Genomic DNA, 18051 nt, shown 5'->3' with positions numbered 1-18051 from the left:
GAAGTGGTTTTTTCAAGCAGGATTCATCCAACAATTATCGGTTGACGTGGACCACAAAGGCGAAAGCGCTCATAGGCTGCGAATTTCCTCGAACTCAAAACATGCCCCGACGGTGGCACGTACCGTTGCGGCAGCCATTTCGCCGACCGCGTCATCGAAGGTATCGCATTGTTCGAGCAGGCGCCGCGCGGCAGGGCACAGCCAACCTACGACGCGGTCGATATCCCGCTTAAGATTGTTGAGCTTAGGGTTGTGAGCCACGCGTTCCCAGTGGGCACCCGGTTGCGCAAATCTCTCAACGGGTTGAGCACTCTGCTGATGTGGGCTCTGTTCCGAGCGTGACGCGGCGCTCGCGGGAAAACTGCTTGCAGCAGCGAGACGTTGGCGCGCCACAGGTGGTGCTCGTAGTTGCTGGAGAACAATCCGACCCAGAATCCAAGCGTCAACTCTGCGACCAGGCGGTCTGGTGTATCGGCCTTGTTGGCGGCACTGAGCTTGCCCCGCCCGACCGCAAGTTGCGCTCGCTGCTTCACGCCCAGCAGGCCCGGTTTGTCATACCACTCGGGGTCAGCAAAGTGCGTCCTGAATGCCTGATGCACGTTGTTCCGCAGCCCAACCTCAAAGATGTGCAGAGCGGGGTTCAGCCTCTGTGAGACGACCATGTTGTGCGCGTATCGCGCCACCACATCCAGGTTCAGAGGCGTGCCGTCGCTATCGTGATACGCATTAAGCCGGGCCGAAGGTTTTCACGAGTGCGGGGTAGAAGTCTTGCATGCCTTATTTCGCGTTTGCTATACTCGCCCGGTAATCCCCGGTGAGGTCTTCTCCTGGCCACGCCCGCGCAAGCGGAGTGCCAAACAGTCAGTGCTCAGACTCCGGGGCCGGTTTTGAAAGGGCGCCTAATAAGCGCCCTTTCGCATTTCCAGCTGGCAGCACAACAGCCAAAAGCAAATGTAGCCTGAGCAACCAGCTGAATCTCCGTTGCATACGTCAAAAATTGTGTCCGTCGGGTTCGGCCGCCAAACGCAATCCCCTGCACTCTCCCGAAGCCCCACAGAGTCGTCAGGCCGGAATCTGCGCCTCCCACGGCGCAAAGCAGAAACCCGCTATATTCCTACCGTCCGCCACCGCAGCACGCTTATCCAGTGACTCCCGCTCGCAAGTGCCTCGTTCCTGACATAGAGACGAATCTCTTCCCTCTAGCCTCCATCCCCCCACGATGACCTACACCGTCGCCGTGCGCGCACTGTGCGAGTTCACTGCGAAAAAGGGCGACCTCGATGTGCGCTTCACGCCCTCGCCAACGGCTGCCGACGGCATGGCCGCGCATGCGCTGGTGCAGTCGCGCCGCGGGTCGGGTTACCAGTCGGAGATCAGCCTGGAGGGTGAGTTCAGGGATCTGCGGGTGCGCGGGCGTGCCGATGGCTACGACCCCGCCAGGAACCTGCTGGAGGAGATCAAGACGGTGCGCGGGGACTGGGCGGCGCTGCCGGAGAACCATCGGCACCTGCACCTGGCCCAGGCCAGGATTTACGCCTGGCTGTTGTGCGAGAAGCTCGGCCTTGCTGGCATGAACGTGGGCGTGGTCTATTTCGACATGGCGAGCCAGCAGGAATCGACCTTCAGCGAGCATCACGAGGCCGCGCAACTCAAGGCGTTCTTCGAGGAGAAGTGCGAGCAGTTTGCCAGCTGGGCCGCGCAGGAAGCGGCCCATCGCGGGGCGCGTGACCAGGCGCTGGCGGGCATGGCGTTTCCCCATGCGTCGTTCCGGCGCGGGCAGCGCGAGCTGGCCGAGGCGGTTTATCGCGCCGGGCGCTCGGGCCGTTGCCTGCTGGCGCAGGCACCCACGGGCATCGGCAAGACGGCGGGCACCTTGTTCTCCATGCTCAAGGCGGTGCCGCAAGGCGAGATCGACAAAGTGTTCTACCTGACGGCCAAGACCACTGGCCGGCAGATGGCGCTGGATGCCGCGCAGGGACTGCGCGATGCCAACGTGGGCTTGGCGCTGCGGGTGCTGGAACTGACCGCGCGCGACAAGGCCTGCGAGCATCCCGAGCTCGCCTGCCACGGCGAATCGTGCCCGCTTGCGCGCGGCTTCTACGATCGCCTGCCGGCGGCGCGGCTGGATGCCGCCGGGCAGGAACGGCTCGATCGCGCCGCGATCCGCCAGATCGCGCTGGCGCACGATATCTGCCCATATTACCTGGGGCAGGAAATGGCGCGTTGGGCCGATCTCGTGGTCGGCGACTACAACCATTACTTCGACCGCGGCGCGATGCTCCATGGCATGGCCGCGGCCAACGACTGGCGCGCCGGGGTGCTGGTCGACGAGGCGCACAACCTGCTCGACCGCGCGCGCAAGATGTACTCGGCGGAACTGGACCCGGCGGTCCTGCCGGGGCTGCGGCGCGAGGCGTCTGGCCCCGTCGCTGCCGCGCTGCGCCGCCTGGGACGCCAGTGGAACCTGCTCACGAAGGCGCAGGAAAGCGACTACGCCGCGTATCCGGACATTCCCGCGCCGTTTCTCTCGGCGCTGGAGCGCACCGCCTCGGCCATCCTCGACCAACTCACCGAGGAGCCAGCCAGCGTGAGCGCCGATCTGCAGCGCTTTTACTTCGATGCCCTGCACTTCTGCCGCCTGGCCGAGTCGCTCGACGCGCATTCCGTCTTCGACCTGAGCAAGGAGGCGAGTACCCGCGACGTCACAACACACCTGATCAAGGGCAAAGGCGACAAGGGCCGGCTCGCCGTGCGCAACCTCATCCCCGCACCCTTCCTGGCGCCACGGTTCGCCGCATCCCATAGCACCACGCTGTTCTCCGCCACGCTCAACCCCGCGCGCTTCGTGAGCGACACGCTTGGCCTGCCCCAGAACACGGTCTGGCTGGAAGTGCAGTCTCCCTTCAGCGCCGACCAGCTGACGGTACGCATTGCCGGCAGTATCTCCACGCGCTACCGCGACCGCGAGCGCTCCGTACCCCCGATCGTGGACCTGCTCGCCGCGCAGTACCGGGCGCGCCCTGGCAACTACCTGGCGTTCTTCAGCAGCTTTGATTACCTGCGGCAGGTGGCCGATGCGTTTGAGCGCCGCTGCCCGGACATCACCGTGCGCCGCCAGGCCCGCACCATGAGCGAAACCGCGCAGGCCGCGTTCCTGGACGCGTTCGCGCCGGATGCCTGCGCGATAGGCTTTGCGGTGCTGGGCGGCTCCTTCGCGGAGGGCATCGACCTGCCGGGCGACCGGCTGATCGGCGCGTTCATCGCCACGCTGGGCCTGCCGCAGTTCAATGCGATCAATGAGCTGACCATGCGCCGGATGGAGTCGGTGTTTGGCTCTGGCTACGAGTACGGCTATCTCTATCCCGGCCTGCAGAAGGTCGTGCAGGCGGCCGGGCGCGTGATCCGCACGGAAGCGGACCGCGGCGTGGTGCACCTGATCGATGACCGCTTTGCGCGGCCGGAGGTTCGCGCCCTGCTCCCGCCGTGGTGGGAGGTGGCGGGGTAACCGCCGCGGGCGAACGCGGCGGCCACCGCTCGAACAAGCCGCTTTGCGCGCCGTCGCGTGCGCTCGCTACGGCGGGGACACGAAGTGCCTGACCCTGGGCGCCGCCGGCCCCAGGTGCAGCGCATGGACGCGGGCCTGGATCGCCTTGTCGTTCACACTGAAGCGCTCATGCTGGCGCAGATGCTCCAGCCACGACTCGATCACAAACGTCTCCACATAGCGCCCAGGCTCGTCCATGTCCTCGAACAGGCTCCATGACAGCGCCCCGCCCCGCCGGCGCACGCGCCGCATCTCGCGGACGGCGGCATCCAGGTGCCCATGTTGGATGCCAGCGTGGCCAGCCAGATGGCCCGGAACAACTTGTTGCGCAAGGGGGGCTCCACGGCCCGCCCGCGGGCGCGGCCAGCGCGGCGCCTGCGCCGGAAACCTCCTGGCTCATGTCAACTCCAGGTCCGGTGACGCCGGCGGCGCGCCGCGGCCATGCGCCCGGCTAGCCACGATTGCGCCGTTGACGCAGGTCGTACCAGGCCACCAGCACGAAGCCGCCAACCAGGCCGAGGTGTTCGAAGAAAGCATTGGCCGCCATGAAGCGCTCCGGCGGCGCCATCAGCCAGAACCGGTTGGCGAGAAAGGTGGCGAAGGCGGTGAACACCGCCAGCGCCAGGGCGCCGGCCCAGCGATGGAAGCCAAGCAGGATCATCAGCGAAGCCCCCAGTTCGAGCACGATGGTAGCCGCCGCCAGGGGCGCGGCGGGCGACAGCCCGAAGTGGGCCAGCTCGGCCACGGCGCCGGGGAAATCCAGCGCCTTGTTGATGCCGCCCTGCAGATAGGCCGCGCAAAGTCCCAGCAAGCCTAGCCACGCAATGACGGCCCCGGTGCGCGACAGTCCATTGTCCCGGGCGGTCCCGGCGTACGAGCTTCTCGATTCCATCGATGCATCCCCTTGGTAGGTATGTTGCCAACTCGCTTGCCAACCCGCAAAAAAAAAAGCAAAACCGGGAGTGCCCGTGCCGCCAACCGTCCTGCCGGTCACGAGCCGCGACGGCGTCACACCATGGATTGTAGGATGCGGCGCGGGCCAGGACGAAGCGAACCGGGCAGGGCGGCGCCCATGCTGCGGCAATAACCCTGCCGCCATGTGTGCGCACACGCTGCTCTATCATGTCGGTCATCCGAAGATGGCTTCACATGAAATTCTCATCCGTCGTACGCTGCCTCGCGGCGATCTCGCTGCTTGGGGCGGCGCTGGCAGGCATGCCGGCCCGGGCCAATGCCAGCGCCAATGCCAACCTTGGCGCCGACTTCCCGCAGCGGCCGATCCGCCTGGTAGTGACCTTTCCGCCGGGCGGCGGCACCGATACCCTGGCGCGGGTGATCGGCACGGAACTGGGGCGCAGCCTCGGGCAGGCCGTGGTGGTGGACAACCGGCCCGGCGCCAGCGGCAATATCGGCGCGGAGCTGGTAGCAAGGAGCCCGGCGGATGGCTATACCCTGCTGGTGGTCAACAGCAGCTTCGCCATCAATCCCGGCGTATTCCGCAAGCTGCCCTTCGAGCCAGGCAAGGACTTCAGCGCGGTCATCGCGTTTGCGTCGGTGCCGTCCGTGATCGCCGTGCCTGAGCATTCCCCGATTCATAGCTTCAAGGACCTGATCGCTGCCGGCCGCTCGGGCAAGCCGCCCAGCTATGCGTCGTGCGGCAACGGCACGCCGCAGCACCTGGCGGGCGAGTTGCTCAAGATCTCGGCAAAGATCGATTTGCTGCACATTCCCTACAAGGGATGCGCTCCCGCCATGACCGACGTGCTGGGCGGCCAGGCGGACGTCAGCATCAACACGCTCACCAACACCCTGCCCTACCTCAAGACCGGCAAGCTGCGCGCGCTGGCGGTAACGTCCCGCGGCCGCTCGCCGTTCCTGCCCGAAGTGCCGGCGGCCAGCGAGCTGGGCCTGCCCGGCTACGACGTCGACCAGTGGTTCGGCATCCTGGCGCCAGCGGGCACGTCGCCCGAGGTCGTGCAAAAGCTCAACCTGGAAATCGCCAGGGTCATTGCCAGGCCGGAAGTCAGGGCCAGCCTGGCGAACCTGGGATTCGCCACCACCCTCAGCACGCCGGCGGAGTTCCAGCGGGTGGTGAACGCCGATATCGCGCGGTGGACCAAGCTGGCCCTGCGGATCGGCCTCAAGGCGGATTGATGCGGATTGATGCGAATTGATGCAAGGAGAGGGCAACGTCAGCGCAAGGGCTCGGCCTGCAGGTAAGCCGCCGGCTGCGGCCATGGGCGGAAGCCCACGGCCTTGCGGCCTGCCTGCGCAAGGCCGAAGTCGCTCGCGTCCAGGCTGGCGGCAAGCAGCTTGCCGAAGGCGTTGAGCAAGACGTCGGAGGTCAGCCCCGAGGGGCCGGCCAGCGCCGGGCAGATGATCCAGGTGGTGTCGTCGCGCGTGAACACCCCCGCAAGGATTTCACCAGGTCGGCGGGCTGCAGCTGCTCGTCGCGCACCGCCGCGTAGTCCAGCGCGAACGCGTCGACGAAATCCTCCGTATGCCGGTGGCCAAGGCACACCACCACCTTGGGCCGCCAGCGCGCGCACATCTCCGCCAGGAAGCGGAAGCGCCCGCCGTGCCGGCACAGGTCCAGGTAGCGCTCCTTGGGCACCAGGGCTGGCTGGCCGCGAAACACCCTGGACCAGGGGGTCAGGCCATCGAGCTGCATGGGGAAACAGGTTGAGCTTGAACTCCGCCCCGCAGGCGGCGTACAGGTGGTGCTCGTAGTAAGGCATGATTGCCTGGTGGGTCCCCTCTTCAGCTCTTGCCGTAACGTGCCGGTGCCTGGAAGGCCGCGCGTGCCGTTGCGATCGTTCGCCGGATATCCGGCGCCGGCCAGGGCTGGCGCTGCATCGATCCGGTCATTTGTGGTGCGCCGCGTCTGCTGCATGCTGGATGGCCTTTGCAATCCTATTGGTCCGCCTTCCCGGTCTTGAGCATCTCGGCAATCGTGCTTGCGCTGGCCGGTGCGAATTGCGCTACGCAGGAGCGCGTCAGCGCCAGCGTGTACGAGAACGCCATGGCGCGGTCCTCGAACGTGCGGTCGAGCATGAAGTGCGCGGCAGGCACCTGGCCGTCGGCCAGCCTTGACAGGCGGACCAGCGCTCCCCAGTTGCCATCCGCCACCTGCAGGATATCCACCTCGATGGCATATCCGGCCTCGATATACGTCCTGGCCGGGCCTGCCAGCCGGCGTTCCGGTTTGTCGAGCGCCATCTCGTTCCTCCACGATTCAGGTCGATTTGAGACAACCACAGCCACGCACGGCGTGCGTGGTTCCATCAGCCCATGGCAGCGGGCTCCCCCCGCGGCCACGGGCGTGCAACACTGGCCTCAGCCGTGCATTGATACGCTCGCGCCAGCCAGCCGGTTGACGGCCGGCGGCTTCGCGGTGGACTGGCGCACCACCAGCCCGCTGGGAAAGCACAGGCGGATCGGCGCTTCGTCCGGTTGCGCCAGCCGCAGCATGACCCGGCGCACCATGGCCTCGGCCATCTCGCCAAAGGGCATGGCCACGGAGGTCAGCGCGGGATTGGTGTACGAGCACATGCCGATGTCGTCCATGCCGATCACCGAGACATCGGCCGGCACCGACAAGCCCGCCTGGTGCAGGCCGGACATCAGCCCGATCGCCATCATGTCGTTGACCGCGACCAGCCCGGTGGGGCGCGCGCTGGCCTGCGCCAGTTGCGCCCCCAGGATCTGGCCCAGTTCCGCCAGTTCGGCATCGCCATAGTGTGCGGCGGGCGGGCACTCTATCACCACCGCGTCTCCCAGCCCGGCCTCTTTCACCGCGGCCTGGAAACCGGCGATCTTGCTCGCGCGGCTCACCGTGCGCCCGGCGGGCATCACAAAGGCAATGCGCCGGTGGCCCCGCTCGATCAGGTGCGACGCGGCCAGGTGGCCTGCCTGGAAGTTGTCGGGCGCCACATGATCGATGCGCGCCGGCATGTTCGGATCGGCGCCGCCGTCATAACTGACCATCGCCAGCCCCTGCCTGGCCGCCGCCTCGAAATGCCGCTCGTCGGTGAGCGACGACACGATGATTACGCCATGCACGCCAAACGAGAGCAGGTCGTCGAGCATGCGCGACTCCTGTTCCCGGTCCCGGTTGGTATTGCCCAGCAGGACGCGGTAGCCGGTCTGGCGCTGTGCCTCGGCCTCGATCTTCAGCGCGAGCTGGCCGTACATGGGGTTGGCGGTGGACGGCACCAGCAGCCCCAGCATCGGGGTCTGGCCGGTCTTGAGCTGGCGCGCGACCTGGCTGGGCCGGAAGCCGAGCGCGCGGATGGCCTCCTGCACCCGCTCGAACGTGGTGGGGTTGAGGCGCTCGGTGCGTCCGTTGAGCACGTTGGAAACGGAGCTCACGGATACGTTCGCCAGTCGGGCGACATCTTGTATGGTTGCCATTATCGGGATCTCATGCCAGCTTCATCAGGCGGGGCAGCCATAGCGTCAGCGATGGTAACAGGTCAACAACAGCAAAATCAGCAGCAGCATGGCGAGGTACTTCAGCATCGGCCCGGCCACCTGCTCCATGCGCGTGCCGGTCATCGCGCAAGTGGCGAACAGCCCCAGGCCCAAGGGCGGCATGAACAGCCCGAAGCCCATGGCGATCGCCATCACCGTGCCGAAGTGTAGCGGATGCACGCCGGCCTGCTGCGCAATGGGCGTGAACAGCGGGCCAAACTGGATCAGCGCCGGCGCGCCTTCCAGGATCGTCCCGAACAGGATGGAGAGCGCCAGCGGCCAGGGCCAGGGCCAGGCAGGACGTCACTAACCTGCGGCGAAACGGATCGTGTTGTACTTCGCCTGATTCCACGATTGCCACGGCTGCGCACTTGACCCTTGGCATTAAGTGTTTCAGTAAAACGATTTACTAAAACGATTTACAAGATCATAGGCGGTTGGGAGACAAATGCAAGGCCGCCACGCTGCCAGGTACCTCTTCGCCATCCTTGATCTGGCCGCAAGAATGATTTGCCGGTCACGGGGTTTTTGCAAAAACAGCTTGTCCCGATAATCCAATGCATCTGCCCGGCAACGCTCGCCAATGCGCCAAGCCTCTTCGAGGCCCTCGCCGCATCCGAACTTCCTGCCTGACCAACCTCCCATTGAGAAAGCCATGCTGTTCACCCCCTACGCCCTTGGCAACATCGCCACCCGCAACCGCATCGTGATGCCCCCGATGACCCGCTCCCGGGCCGCCGCCGGCGACGTGGCCACCGAGCTGATGGCCGAGTACTACAGCCAGCGCGCCAGCGCCGGCCTGATCATTTCCGAAGGTAGCCAGATCAGCCGCCAGGGCCAAGGCTACGCCTGGACGCCGGGCATCTACAGTACCGAGCAGGTCGCCGGATGGCGCAAGGTCACTGATGCCGTGCATGCCGCCGGCGGCCAGATCTTCGCGCAGCTCTGGCACGTGGGCCGGGTGTCGCACACCTCGCTGCAGCCGGGGCAAGGCGCGCCTGTGTCTTCGTCCGCGCTGGTGGCCGAGGGCGTCAAGGTGTTTGTCGATGCGACCGGGCAAGGCCCGCAGGGCGGCATCGGCGAGATGATCCAGCACTCCGCGCCGCGCGCGCTGTCGATCGACGAGATCCCCGGCATCGTGGCCGATTACGCGCAGGCCGCGCGCAACGCACTGGAAGCCGGCTTCGACGGGGTCGAGCTGCATGGCGCCAACGGCTACCTGATTAACCAGTTCATCGACTCGCAGGCCAATGCCCGTGACGACGCCTACGGCGGCTCGCTGCAAAACCGGCTGCGTTTTCTCAATGAGGTGGCGCAGGCCGTGACCGACGTGGTCGGCCGCGACCGCATCGGCGTACGCCTGGCGCCGCTGACCACGCTGCAAGGTGCAGTCGACGACACGCCCGAGGCAACCTACCTGGCCGCCGCGCATATGCTCGGCCGGATCGGCGTGGGCTACATCCATATCGCCGAGGCGGACTGGGAGGATGCGCCGGTGATGCCGGCCGCGTTCAAGGAGGCGCTGCGCGCGATCTATCCGGGCACGCTGATCTACTCGGGCAACTACAGCAAGGCGCGCGCGGAGCAAGCACTCGCCAAGGGCTGGGCGGACCTGATCGGCTTCGGGCGCCCGTTTATCGCCAACCCGGACCTGCCCTACCGGCTGCAACACAACCTGCCGCTCAATGCTGGCGACCGCACGAAGTACTTCGGCGGCGGTGCCGCGGGCTACACGGACTACCCGCGCTTCACGGGCCAGGACGCGCCCGAGGCCAAGGCCGCCGCATAAGCCGGCAAGCAGTCAATCGAGCAAGACGAGAAGAACCAGGAACCCACCATGCCATCCGCATTGGAAACACTCACCGCCGGCGGCTTCAGCGTCGGCGTGGAACTGCCGCTGGACAATGACTGGTCGCCCGCCGGAGACCGCGCGCGGCGCGAGGCCCGGCGCCTGCCCGGCGAGCCCGACCTGGCGCGCCACGGCGAACTGGCCCGGCTGGCGGACCAGCTCGGCTTTCGCGCGCTATGGGTGCGCGACGTGCCGCTGTACGACCCACAGTTCGGCGACGCCGCGCAAGTCTTCGAGACCTTCAGCTACCTGGGCTACCTGGCCGGCGTGACCGAGCGCATCCTGCTCGGCACCGCCGCCGTGGTGCTGCCGCTGCGCGAGCCGCTGCTGACCCTGAAATCCGCCGCCACGGTGGACCACCTCAGCAACGGCAGGCTGATGCTGGGCGTGGCCAGCGGCGACCGTCCCATCGAGTACCCGATCTTCGGCCGCGACTTCGCGCAGCGCGGCAAGGCCTTCCGTGAGCAGGTGGCGCTGCTGCGCGATGCGGGCGCGGCTACGCTGCCGGCCGGCGTGCAATTGCTGCCTCGCCTGCGCAAGCCGCTGCCGTTGCTGGTGGCGGGGCTGGCGCAGCAAGATCCCGCCTGGGTGGGCGAGCACATGGACGGCTGGCTGGCTTACCCCGGCACGCCGGAAGATCATGTGCGCCGCAGCGGGTTGTGGCGCAGCGTGGCCGGCAGCACTCCGAACACCAAACCCTACATCAGCTTCATCCACCTGGACTTGCTCGACGATCCGGATGCGCCCATGCAGCGTCACCGCTTTGGCGCGGCGGTCGGGCGCAACGGGCTGATCGACGAGCTCCACGCAATGCACAAGGCTGGCGCCGCGCACATCGGCCTGCACTTGCGCCGCAGCCACCGGCCGGTGCGCGAGGTGATGGAGGAAATCGCGGCGTATGTGCTGCCGCGCTTTCATGGTGCAGGCGAAGCAGCAGGCAGTACGGTGCCACTGGCCTCGGCGGCATGAAGAGAAGTGGATGTTGCCAGGCGCAGTCCGCAGGCAGCGCTCCCTCCCCTTTGCCGCGTACCCCGGGACTCATCCCTATTCCATCGGAAAGCGCTAACTGCTAGTCTGGTCGACTTGGTGTCGTCCATCGGTTCGGGCCCCGCCCTGGTCCTGGCGCGTAGCCATCCTGGCCAGCTTTTTCGATCCCCTGCTTTTGGCTTCCGTTGGAAAGACCCGCATGTCGCGACAAATGCCCCCTCTGAATCCTCTGCGAGCTTTCGAGGTTGCGGCCCGGCATCTCAGCTTCACGCGGGCGGCCGACGAGCTGTACGTCACGCCGTCCGCCGTCAGCCACCAGATCAAGACGCTGGAAGAAAGCCTCGGCGTGCAGCTGTTCCTGCGCGAGGCCAAGTCGCTGGTGCTGACCCCTGCCGGCATGGCATACCTGCCGAGCGTGCAGCAGGCATTCAAGCAACTGGCCGACGCCACGCAGCGCCTGCACAGCAAGGACCTGCCGGCGCTCAAGGTCAACATGCCGCCGACCTTTGCCGTCAAATGGCTCATCCCGCGCATGGACCGCTTCATGAAGGAGTACCCCGCGGTCGATCTCAAGGTCTCCACTTCCAACCACGCCATCAACTTCGACCGCGACGATTTCGACCTGGCCATCCGCTATGGCCGCGGCAACTATCCGGGCCTGCATTCCGAGTTGTGCCTGTCGGTCGAGGTGATTCCCGTGTGCAGCCCTGAGCTGCTGGCCGGCCCCCGCCCGCTCAAGGAGCCGGGCGACCTGAAACACCATACCTTGCTGCATGACGACAGCACCTACACCGATGTGAGCAACCCGGACTGGTCCATGTGGCTCAGCCACGCAGGCGTGACCGATGTGGATGCGTCGCGCGGGCCGTCGTTCTGGCCGAGCCACCTGGTGATCAATGCCGCGATCAGCGGCCTTGGCGTGGCGCTGGTCAAGAAGAACTGGGTCGAGGAAGACCTGCGGCAAGGGCGGCTGGTGCGATTGTTCGAGCAGATCCGCCTGCCGGTGGAATTCTCCTACTTCGTGGTGTTCCCGGAAGAACGCTTGAGCGACCCGCGCGTAACCACCTTCGTCAACTGGCTGCGCGCCGAGGTCGCGGCGGGCGACAACCTCCAGCACGCCTGACCCCGCCGCGCTTGCCGCTCAGCCTGCGCGACCCCGCGCCGCCTTGGCTTCCACCCGCGCGCGCAGCTTGTCCACGTTCACCACGAAGCGGCTGTGCGTGCCGGTGCAGATCTCTTCCATGCCATCGCTGGCCGCCACGCGGAACGTGACGCTGCGGCCGTCGATGGCCGTGACTTGCGCGTGGATCGTCACCTCGCCGCCGAGCAGCGTCGCCCCGCTGTGCCGGATCGAGACCTCGGTGCCAACCGAGCTTTCGCCCGCGTCCACGTGGTCCTGCAGGAAGTCCAGGCAGGTCTGCTCGATATCGCGGATCAATTCCGGCGTAGCGTAGATGCGTAGCGTCTCGCCCAGGAAATCGATCGTGCGTGGGCGGTCCACGGTCAGCGAGCGGGCTGCCGTTGCGCCGGTTTTCAGGCTGTCTTTCATCTGCGTTCCTCAGGGGTGCGGCATGCCGGCAAGCCGGTAGATGCGAGCGGCGTTGTCGTGCAGCAGCTTGCGCTGCTCGTTCGGCGGATAGATCTCGATGGCTTTGAGGAAGCCTTTGAGAATCGTCTCATAGCTGGCTACCAGGCTGTCCACCGGGTAATTGCTCGCGAACAGGCTGCGATCGGTGCCGAAGATGGCGATGGCTTCGCGGATCACCGGCACGTTGTCCACTGCCGTCCACGCGCGGCCCGGCAGCCCTAGCCCCGAGATCTTCACCGCCACATTGGGCTGCGCCGCAAGCGCCGCCATGGCATCGCGCCAGCCCTTCAGCCCCGCTGCGCTGCGGTCCGACGGCAAGCCCGTATGGTTGAGGATGATCTGCGTGCCGGGAAAATCACGCGCCAGTGCCGCGGCCTGGTCCAGGTTCCACCATGACGCCTGCAGGTCGTAGGACAGGCCGTGCCTCGCCAGCAAGGCATAGCCTTGCCGCCAGCGCTCGTCGTCCATCGATCCGCGCAAGCCGCGAGCGGCGCTCTCGCGGGTGGCGCTGGTCACCGGCTTCTGCCGGATCCCGCGCACCATCGGGAAGGCCGCCTGCGCCGCCAGGATTTCCGCCACATCACCGCGGTCCAGCTGCGCATGCGCGACCAGCGCGCACGGGCGGCCCACGCGCTGCGCCAGCGCAGTGAGCCATATGGTCTCGTCCACCGGATTGGCCCGGGCCCACTCCGCTTCCACATGCACGGTCCGGGCGGGCGCGAAGCCGCGCGTGTCGCGCGCGAAATCCTCGGGCAGGTAGTTGCGCTTCAGGGCGGCGTAGTCGCCATAGCGAAAGCCCTTTACGTCCTCCCCCTGCAGCCACGGATAGGGATTGGCTTGCAGGTCCCAGAAGTGATGATGCGCATCGATAAACGGCTGGTCGAATGTGAAATCAGGCATCGCGCTAATCCTTGACCGCGATCCGGCTGGCCAGTTGCTTGTATTGTGCCGACTCCTTCGCCATCACGGCCTGCAGCGTCACATCGTCCGCGTAGGTATCCGTGCTGAAGTGCAGCTTTTCCAGCGTCTGCCGCATGATCGGCTCCTGCACCGATTTGGCCACGGCCGCCTTGAGGATGCTGATGACTTCCGGCGGCGTGCCCTTGGGCGCCGAGATGCCACGCCAGATGCCCATCGACAAATCGATGTTGCGCTCCTTGAGCGTCGGCACGTTATCAAAGCCGGCAACGCGCTTGTCCGCCATCACCGCCAGCACCTTGAGCTTGCCCGCCGCCACATAGGTGGCGACCTCGGCCGTGCTCACCGTCACCGCGTCGATATGGCCGCCAAGCAGCGCCATGGTGGCCGGCGCGCCACCGGGATAGGGGATGTGATTGAATTTGGCACCGGTCTTCTCGGCCAGCGCGGCGGCGGCCATATGCCAGGCGGAACCCTGCCCGGCATTGCCCACGCGGATGTTTGCATCCGGCTTGCGGGCCTCGGCAAGGAACTGCTCCAGCGTGGCGTAGGGCGCGTCCGCACGCACGACCACCGCTGCCGGATCGGCATTGAGCCGCGCGATCGGCACCAGGTCCTGGTAGGTGAACTTGGCCAGGCCCAGGTAATTGAGGAAGGTCACTTCGCTGGAGGACAGCACCAGCTTGTAGCCATCCGGCTTGGCGTGCACGACTTCGCCAAGCCCGACCGCGCCGGTGGCGCCGGGCTTGTTGATGACGACCAGCGGCTGCGGCAAGTGCTTGGCGGCGGCAGCGGACAAGGCCCGCGCAACGACGTCGGCGCCGCCGCCGGCCTGCCAGGGCACGATCAGCTCAATCCGGTGGTTGGGGTAGGCATCGCCCTGCGCGGCGGCTACGCCAGCCCACGCGGCGACGGTGGCGATGACGATGTGCGCCGCCACCCGCCACGGGTGTGAGTAAAACTTCATGATGCTTGTCTCCGTGATTTTTATGCTTTGTGCTTGTGGTGCTTGTGGTGATTGTGGTGCTTCCAATGTTTCAAATGCTTCAAATCTTTGCTTCCAATGCTGTCCAGGTCTTCTCAGGCAGTGCCGTTCTTCAGCGTTTGCGGCGCAACCGGCTGCCCAAAGGCGCCACGTTCGCGCAGTGCCTCGATCGCCATGTCGTCCAGGCCAAACTCGCCAAGTACCTCTTGCGTGTGCTGCCCGAGCAAGGGCGCCGGATAGCGGACCTGCTGCGGCGTACCGCTAAGCTTAACGGGAAAGCCGAGCGCCTTCACGCGGCCTTCCACGGGATGGTCGATCTCCAGCACCATCTCGCGCGCCACGGCCTGCTCGCTCACCAGCGCCTCGTCATAGGTGTAGATCAGGCCGGCCGGCACGCCGGCCGCCAGCAACGCGTCCACCCATTCGTCCGCGGGCTTGCGGGCGAACTCGCCTTCAATCTCGCGGATCAGCACATCGCGGTTGCGGATGCGCGCCGCATTGTCGGTAAAGCGCGGGTCCTGCAGCAGGTCGGTGCGTTCGATCACCTCGCACAGCGCGGCCCACAGCTTGGGGTTGGCCGCGCCGATGACAAAGTGCCGGTCCGCCGCGCGCACGGCCTGGTAGGGCGCGCTCATGCGGTTGGCGCTGCCGATCGGCACTGGCACCGTGCCCGTGCCCCAGTACTCCGCGGACTCCCACACCGACAAGCCCAGCGCGGTCTCGAACAGCGATGCGTCCACATACTGGCCTTGTCCGGTATGGCCGCGCCCGATGATTGCGCTCAGGATGCCGTAGGCGCTGAACAGGCCCGCACCCAGGTCGGCAATCGGCACGCTGGACTTCACCGGCGGCGCGTCCGGATGGCCCATCACGCTCATCACCCCCGACATCGCCTGCGCGATCAGGTCCAGCCCGGGCCGGCGCGACCACGGGCCGGTCTGGCCGAAGCCGGAAATGCTGGCATATACCAGCCGCGGATTGATCTCGCGCAGTACCGGGTAATCGATCTTGAGCCGGGCGGCCACGCCGGGGCGGTTGTTCTCCACCAGCACGTCAGCGCCGCGCACCAGTTCATAGAACGCCTCCAGCCCGGCGGGATTCTTCAGGTCGATCTCCACGCTGCGCTTGTTGCGGTTCAGCGCCAGGAAGCCGCCGCTGTCCTCGCCCTTGAGCCGGAAGCCCATGGCCTTGCGCGTCTGGTCGCCGACGCCCGGCGTTTCCACCTTGATGACATCCGCGCCCATGTCGCCGAGCAGCATGCAGCAGAATGGGCCAGCCATGATCTGGCTGACATCGAGGACCTTGATGTTCGACAAAGGCAAATTCATTAGAAACCTTGTGGCTTGGTAACGGATGGCTTGATAGCGGAAGGCAGGCGGATCAGCGGCCCTGGAAGGCGGGCTTGGATTTGTCGACGAAGGCCTGGTAGCCGATGCGGAAATCCTCCGTATCGAAGCAGGCATAGGCCTCGGCGTGTTCTGCCGCGCTAAGCGGCGCGGGGTTCAGCAACCGGCGCACGAACTGCTTGTGCCAGCGCGCGACCAACGGCGCGCCCTGGCTGATGCGGCGTGCCGCGGCGTACGCTTGCGCCGGCACCTCGGCATCGGGCACGACCCGGTTGACCAGGCGCTTTTCCAGCGCCTCGGCTGCCCCGAACACGCGCCCTTCCAGCACGATCTCCAGTGCCACGGCAGGCCCGGCCAGCGCCATCAGCCCACCCAGCTCGCCATACGACATGACCAGCCCCAGCCGGTTGACCGGCACGCCAAAGCGGCTGGACTCGCCGCAGATGCGCATATCGCACACCGACGCAATCTCCAGCCCGCCGCCAACGCACGCGCCCTGGATCATCGCCACCGTGGGATGGCGGCTGCCGGCAATCGCCTCCATGGCGGCGTGGGTAACCTGCGCGTAATCCTGCGCCTGCGCCGAGCTGGAGCGCATGCGGGTGAACTCCTCGATGTCCGCCCCCGCGGCAAAGGCCTTGTCGCCTGCGCCGCGCAGCACGATGCAGCGCAGGTCATCGTTGGCCGAGAGCGTCTGGAACGCCTGCGTCAGGCCCTGCCACATGCCCAGGTCGAGCGCGTTCAGCTTGTCGGGGTTGTTCAGCGTGATGGTGGCGATGCGCTCGTCGTACTCGATCAGGATGGCTTGTCTCATGGTCTGTATTTGTCGTTGGATGTCGTTGAATGTCGGCTGGATGGCGCTTGCCCCAAGGACAGGTTCGGTGCGGTGCCTTGACCTGCGCAAGTCTAGGGTTTCCGCCGCCGCCCGCCAAACGAGAAAAACTCAGCGGCATTTCAAGAAAAACTAGGGCGCGCGCGGCTATGAAAAAAACTTGGGGCCGCTTCAAGTAAATCCACGTTGTGGCGCTCGCGGCTTGTTTCTAGACTTCGTCACCAAAGCCGCTCTCGCCAGCTCCCTGCCATGCTCGAGAAGCGGCGCATCACATCCCGCATGGAGACAAGAGACAAGATGGCCCTCATCAACTACATCACCCAGATCCAGATCGATTTCGGCGCGGTTGCGCTGCTGGCGCAGGAATGCGAGCGCATCGGCGTCTCCCGCCCGCTGGTCGTCACCGATGCCGGCGTCAGGGCGGCAGGCATCCTGGACCGCGTGCTGGCGCAGTTGCCTGCCGGTATCGAGCCCGTCGTCTTCGACGGCACCCCCTCCAACCCGACCGAGCGCGCCATGCGCGAAGCCGTGGCGCTCTACCTCGAGCACCGCTGCGACGGCATCATCGCGGTCGGCGGCGGCTCTCCCATCGACCTGGCCAAGGGCGTGGCCGTGTGCGCCACGCACCAGGGCCCGCTCAAGGCGTTCGCCGCCATCGAAGGCGGCGTGGCGCGCATCACCGCGGCCACCGCTGCGCTGATCGCCGTGCCCACCACCGCCGGCACCGGCAGCGAGGTGGGCCGTGGCGCCGTGCTGATCCTCGACGACGGGCGCAAGGTCGGCGTGCTCTCGCCCTACCTGGTGCCGCGCGTCGCCATCTGCGATCCGGAGCTGACCTTTGGCCTGCCGCCGCGGCTGACGGCGGCCACCGGCATGGACGCCATCGCCCATTGCATCGAGACCTTCCTGGCGCCGGCGTTCAACCCGCCCGCCGACGGTATCGCGCTCGACGGCCTGCGCCGCGCCTGGCTGCATATCGAGGCCGCCACCGCCTCGCCGCAGGACCGCAATGCGCGGCTGAACATGATGAGCGCATCCATGCAAGGCGCGCTGGCCTTCCAGAAAGGGCTGGGCTGCGTGCACAGCCTCAGCCACTCGCTGGGCGGGATCAATCCGATGCTGCACCACGGCACCCTGAACGCCATCCTGCTGCCCGCCGTGATCCGCTTCAATGCATCGGCGCCATCGGTACGCGACGAACAGCGCCTGGCACGCATGGCGCAGGCGATGCAGCTCGACGGCCCTGAGGCCATCGGCCCGGCCATTGTCGCCATGAACCAGCGGCTGGGCCTGCCGAGCGGGCTGGCGGCGCTTGGCGTGACCAGCGCGCTGTTCCCGCGCATTATCGAAGGCGCGCTGACCGATCACTGCCATAAGACCAATCCGCGCATGGCGAGCGCGCAGGAATACGCGGCGATGCTGGCCGAGGCGATGTAGGCGTCGGTGTAGTCCCGCACAGAAGTCTGCTGTACCTATAAAAAAGGTTCATCGGACTTTCGTGTGGGTCCTCCATCCGAGCGAGAGCCACA

Annotated in this window: 17 protein-coding genes and 1 pseudogene; 7 read left to right on the top strand and 11 right to left on the bottom strand. The window is 66.5% G+C overall.

Annotated features, from left to right (window positions below; all coding sequences use genetic code 11):
* Window positions 1–365: 365 nt before the first annotated feature.
* Both ACYP5B_RS38525 and ACYP5B_RS38520 read left to right on the top strand, forming a co-directional pair.
* Complete coding sequence (locus ACYP5B_RS38525) at window positions 366–653, top strand: hypothetical protein (RefSeq protein WP_459573077.1); 288 nt, start codon at window positions 366–368, stop codon at window positions 651–653.
* Window positions 654–1219: 566 nt separating this feature from the next.
* Window positions 1220–3505, top strand: a complete 2286-nt coding sequence (locus ACYP5B_RS38520; RefSeq protein ID WP_459573076.1) for a helicase C-terminal domain-containing protein — start codon at window positions 1220–1222, stop codon at window positions 3503–3505.
* Window positions 3506–3571: 66 nt separating this feature from the next.
* Here the strand turns inward: ACYP5B_RS38520 and ACYP5B_RS38515 are convergent, their stop codons facing one another.
* Window positions 3572–3817, bottom strand: coding sequence for an MFS transporter (locus ACYP5B_RS38515; protein WP_459573107.1), 246 nt, complete (start codon window positions 3815–3817; stop codon window positions 3572–3574).
* A gap of 178 nt (window positions 3818–3995) precedes the next feature.
* Window positions 3996–4436, bottom strand: coding sequence for a DoxX family protein (locus ACYP5B_RS38510; protein WP_400095723.1), 441 nt, complete (start codon window positions 4434–4436; stop codon window positions 3996–3998).
* A gap of 257 nt (window positions 4437–4693) precedes the next feature.
* On the opposite strand from ACYP5B_RS38510, the gene ACYP5B_RS38505 reads away from it, so the two are divergent.
* The gene (locus tag ACYP5B_RS38505) at window positions 4694–5698 is read left to right on the top strand and encodes a tripartite tricarboxylate transporter substrate binding protein (RefSeq protein ID WP_400095724.1); all 1005 of its coding nucleotides are present in this window, start codon (window positions 4694–4696) and stop codon (window positions 5696–5698) included.
* 38 nt (window positions 5699–5736) lie between these two features.
* Here ACYP5B_RS38505 and ACYP5B_RS38500 read toward each other — a convergent pair whose 3' ends face one another.
* The 4 genes and pseudogenes from ACYP5B_RS38500 to ACYP5B_RS38485 form a co-directional block, all read right to left on the bottom strand.
* Window positions 5737–5952, bottom strand: a complete 216-nt coding sequence (locus tag ACYP5B_RS38500) for a hypothetical protein (RefSeq protein WP_459573075.1) — start codon at window positions 5950–5952, stop codon at window positions 5737–5739.
* A gap of 505 nt (window positions 5953–6457) precedes the next feature.
* A complete protein-coding gene (locus ACYP5B_RS38495; RefSeq protein WP_400095727.1) occupies window positions 6458–6763 on the bottom strand; it encodes a hypothetical protein in 306 nt (101 codons plus the stop codon).
* Window positions 6764–6880: 117 nt separating this feature from the next.
* A complete protein-coding gene (locus ACYP5B_RS38490; protein ID WP_459573074.1) occupies window positions 6881–7957 on the bottom strand; it encodes a LacI family DNA-binding transcriptional regulator in 1077 nt (358 codons plus the stop codon).
* Window positions 7958–7967: 10 nt separating this feature from the next.
* Window positions 7968–8287, bottom strand: a pseudogene (locus ACYP5B_RS38485) (TRAP transporter large permease subunit); the annotation flags it as partial.
* Window positions 8288–8672: 385 nt separating this feature from the next.
* On the opposite strand from ACYP5B_RS38485, the gene ACYP5B_RS38480 reads away from it, so the two are divergent.
* The 3 genes from ACYP5B_RS38480 to ACYP5B_RS38470 all read left to right on the top strand — a co-directional run bounded on the left by ACYP5B_RS38480 (window position 8673) and on the right by ACYP5B_RS38470 (window position 11976).
* The gene (locus ACYP5B_RS38480) at window positions 8673–9806 is read left to right on the top strand and encodes an alkene reductase (RefSeq protein ID WP_459573073.1); all 1134 of its coding nucleotides are present in this window, start codon (window positions 8673–8675) and stop codon (window positions 9804–9806) included.
* 48 nt (window positions 9807–9854) lie between these two features.
* On the top strand, window positions 9855–10835 hold the full coding sequence (locus tag ACYP5B_RS38475; protein WP_459573072.1) for a TIGR03571 family LLM class oxidoreductase: 981 nt from the start codon (window positions 9855–9857) through the stop codon (window positions 10833–10835).
* A gap of 217 nt (window positions 10836–11052) precedes the next feature.
* Window positions 11053–11976 carry a transcriptional regulator GcvA gene (locus ACYP5B_RS38470; protein ID WP_400095733.1) on the top strand — a complete coding sequence of 308 codons (924 nt, stop codon included), beginning with the start codon at window positions 11053–11055 and terminating at the stop codon, window positions 11974–11976.
* Between the two features lie 18 nt (window positions 11977–11994).
* On the opposite strand, the gene ACYP5B_RS38465 is transcribed toward ACYP5B_RS38470, so the two are convergent.
* From ACYP5B_RS38465 to ACYP5B_RS38445, 5 genes are all read right to left on the bottom strand, one after another.
* Window positions 11995–12402: a thioesterase family protein gene (locus ACYP5B_RS38465; protein WP_318238054.1), complete on the bottom strand. Its 408-nt coding sequence runs from the start codon at window positions 12400–12402 to the stop codon at window positions 11995–11997.
* 9 nt (window positions 12403–12411) lie between these two features.
* On the bottom strand, window positions 12412–13341 hold the full coding sequence (locus tag ACYP5B_RS38460; protein ID WP_459573071.1) for an amidohydrolase family protein: 930 nt from the start codon (window positions 13339–13341) through the stop codon (window positions 12412–12414).
* Between the two features lie 4 nt (window positions 13342–13345).
* Window positions 13346–14326, bottom strand: a complete 981-nt coding sequence (locus ACYP5B_RS38455; protein WP_459573070.1) for a tripartite tricarboxylate transporter substrate binding protein — start codon at window positions 14324–14326, stop codon at window positions 13346–13348.
* Window positions 14327–14439: 113 nt separating this feature from the next.
* A complete protein-coding gene (locus ACYP5B_RS38450; RefSeq protein ID WP_459573069.1) occupies window positions 14440–15672 on the bottom strand; it encodes a CaiB/BaiF CoA transferase family protein in 1233 nt (410 codons plus the stop codon).
* A gap of 52 nt (window positions 15673–15724) precedes the next feature.
* Window positions 15725–16504, bottom strand: a complete 780-nt coding sequence (locus tag ACYP5B_RS38445) for an enoyl-CoA hydratase-related protein (protein WP_400095738.1) — start codon at window positions 16502–16504, stop codon at window positions 15725–15727.
* Window positions 16505–16819: 315 nt separating this feature from the next.
* On the opposite strand from ACYP5B_RS38445, the gene ACYP5B_RS38440 reads away from it, so the two are divergent.
* Window positions 16820–17959 carry an iron-containing alcohol dehydrogenase gene (locus tag ACYP5B_RS38440; protein ID WP_400095740.1) on the top strand — a complete coding sequence of 380 codons (1140 nt, stop codon included), beginning with the start codon at window positions 16820–16822 and terminating at the stop codon, window positions 17957–17959.
* Window positions 17960–18051 lie beyond the last annotated feature (92 nt).

Source organism: Cupriavidus sp. 8B, assembly GCF_054589115.1.
Note: the sequence above shows the minus strand (reverse complement) of the source record. Positions and strands in the feature narration are given on the sequence as shown.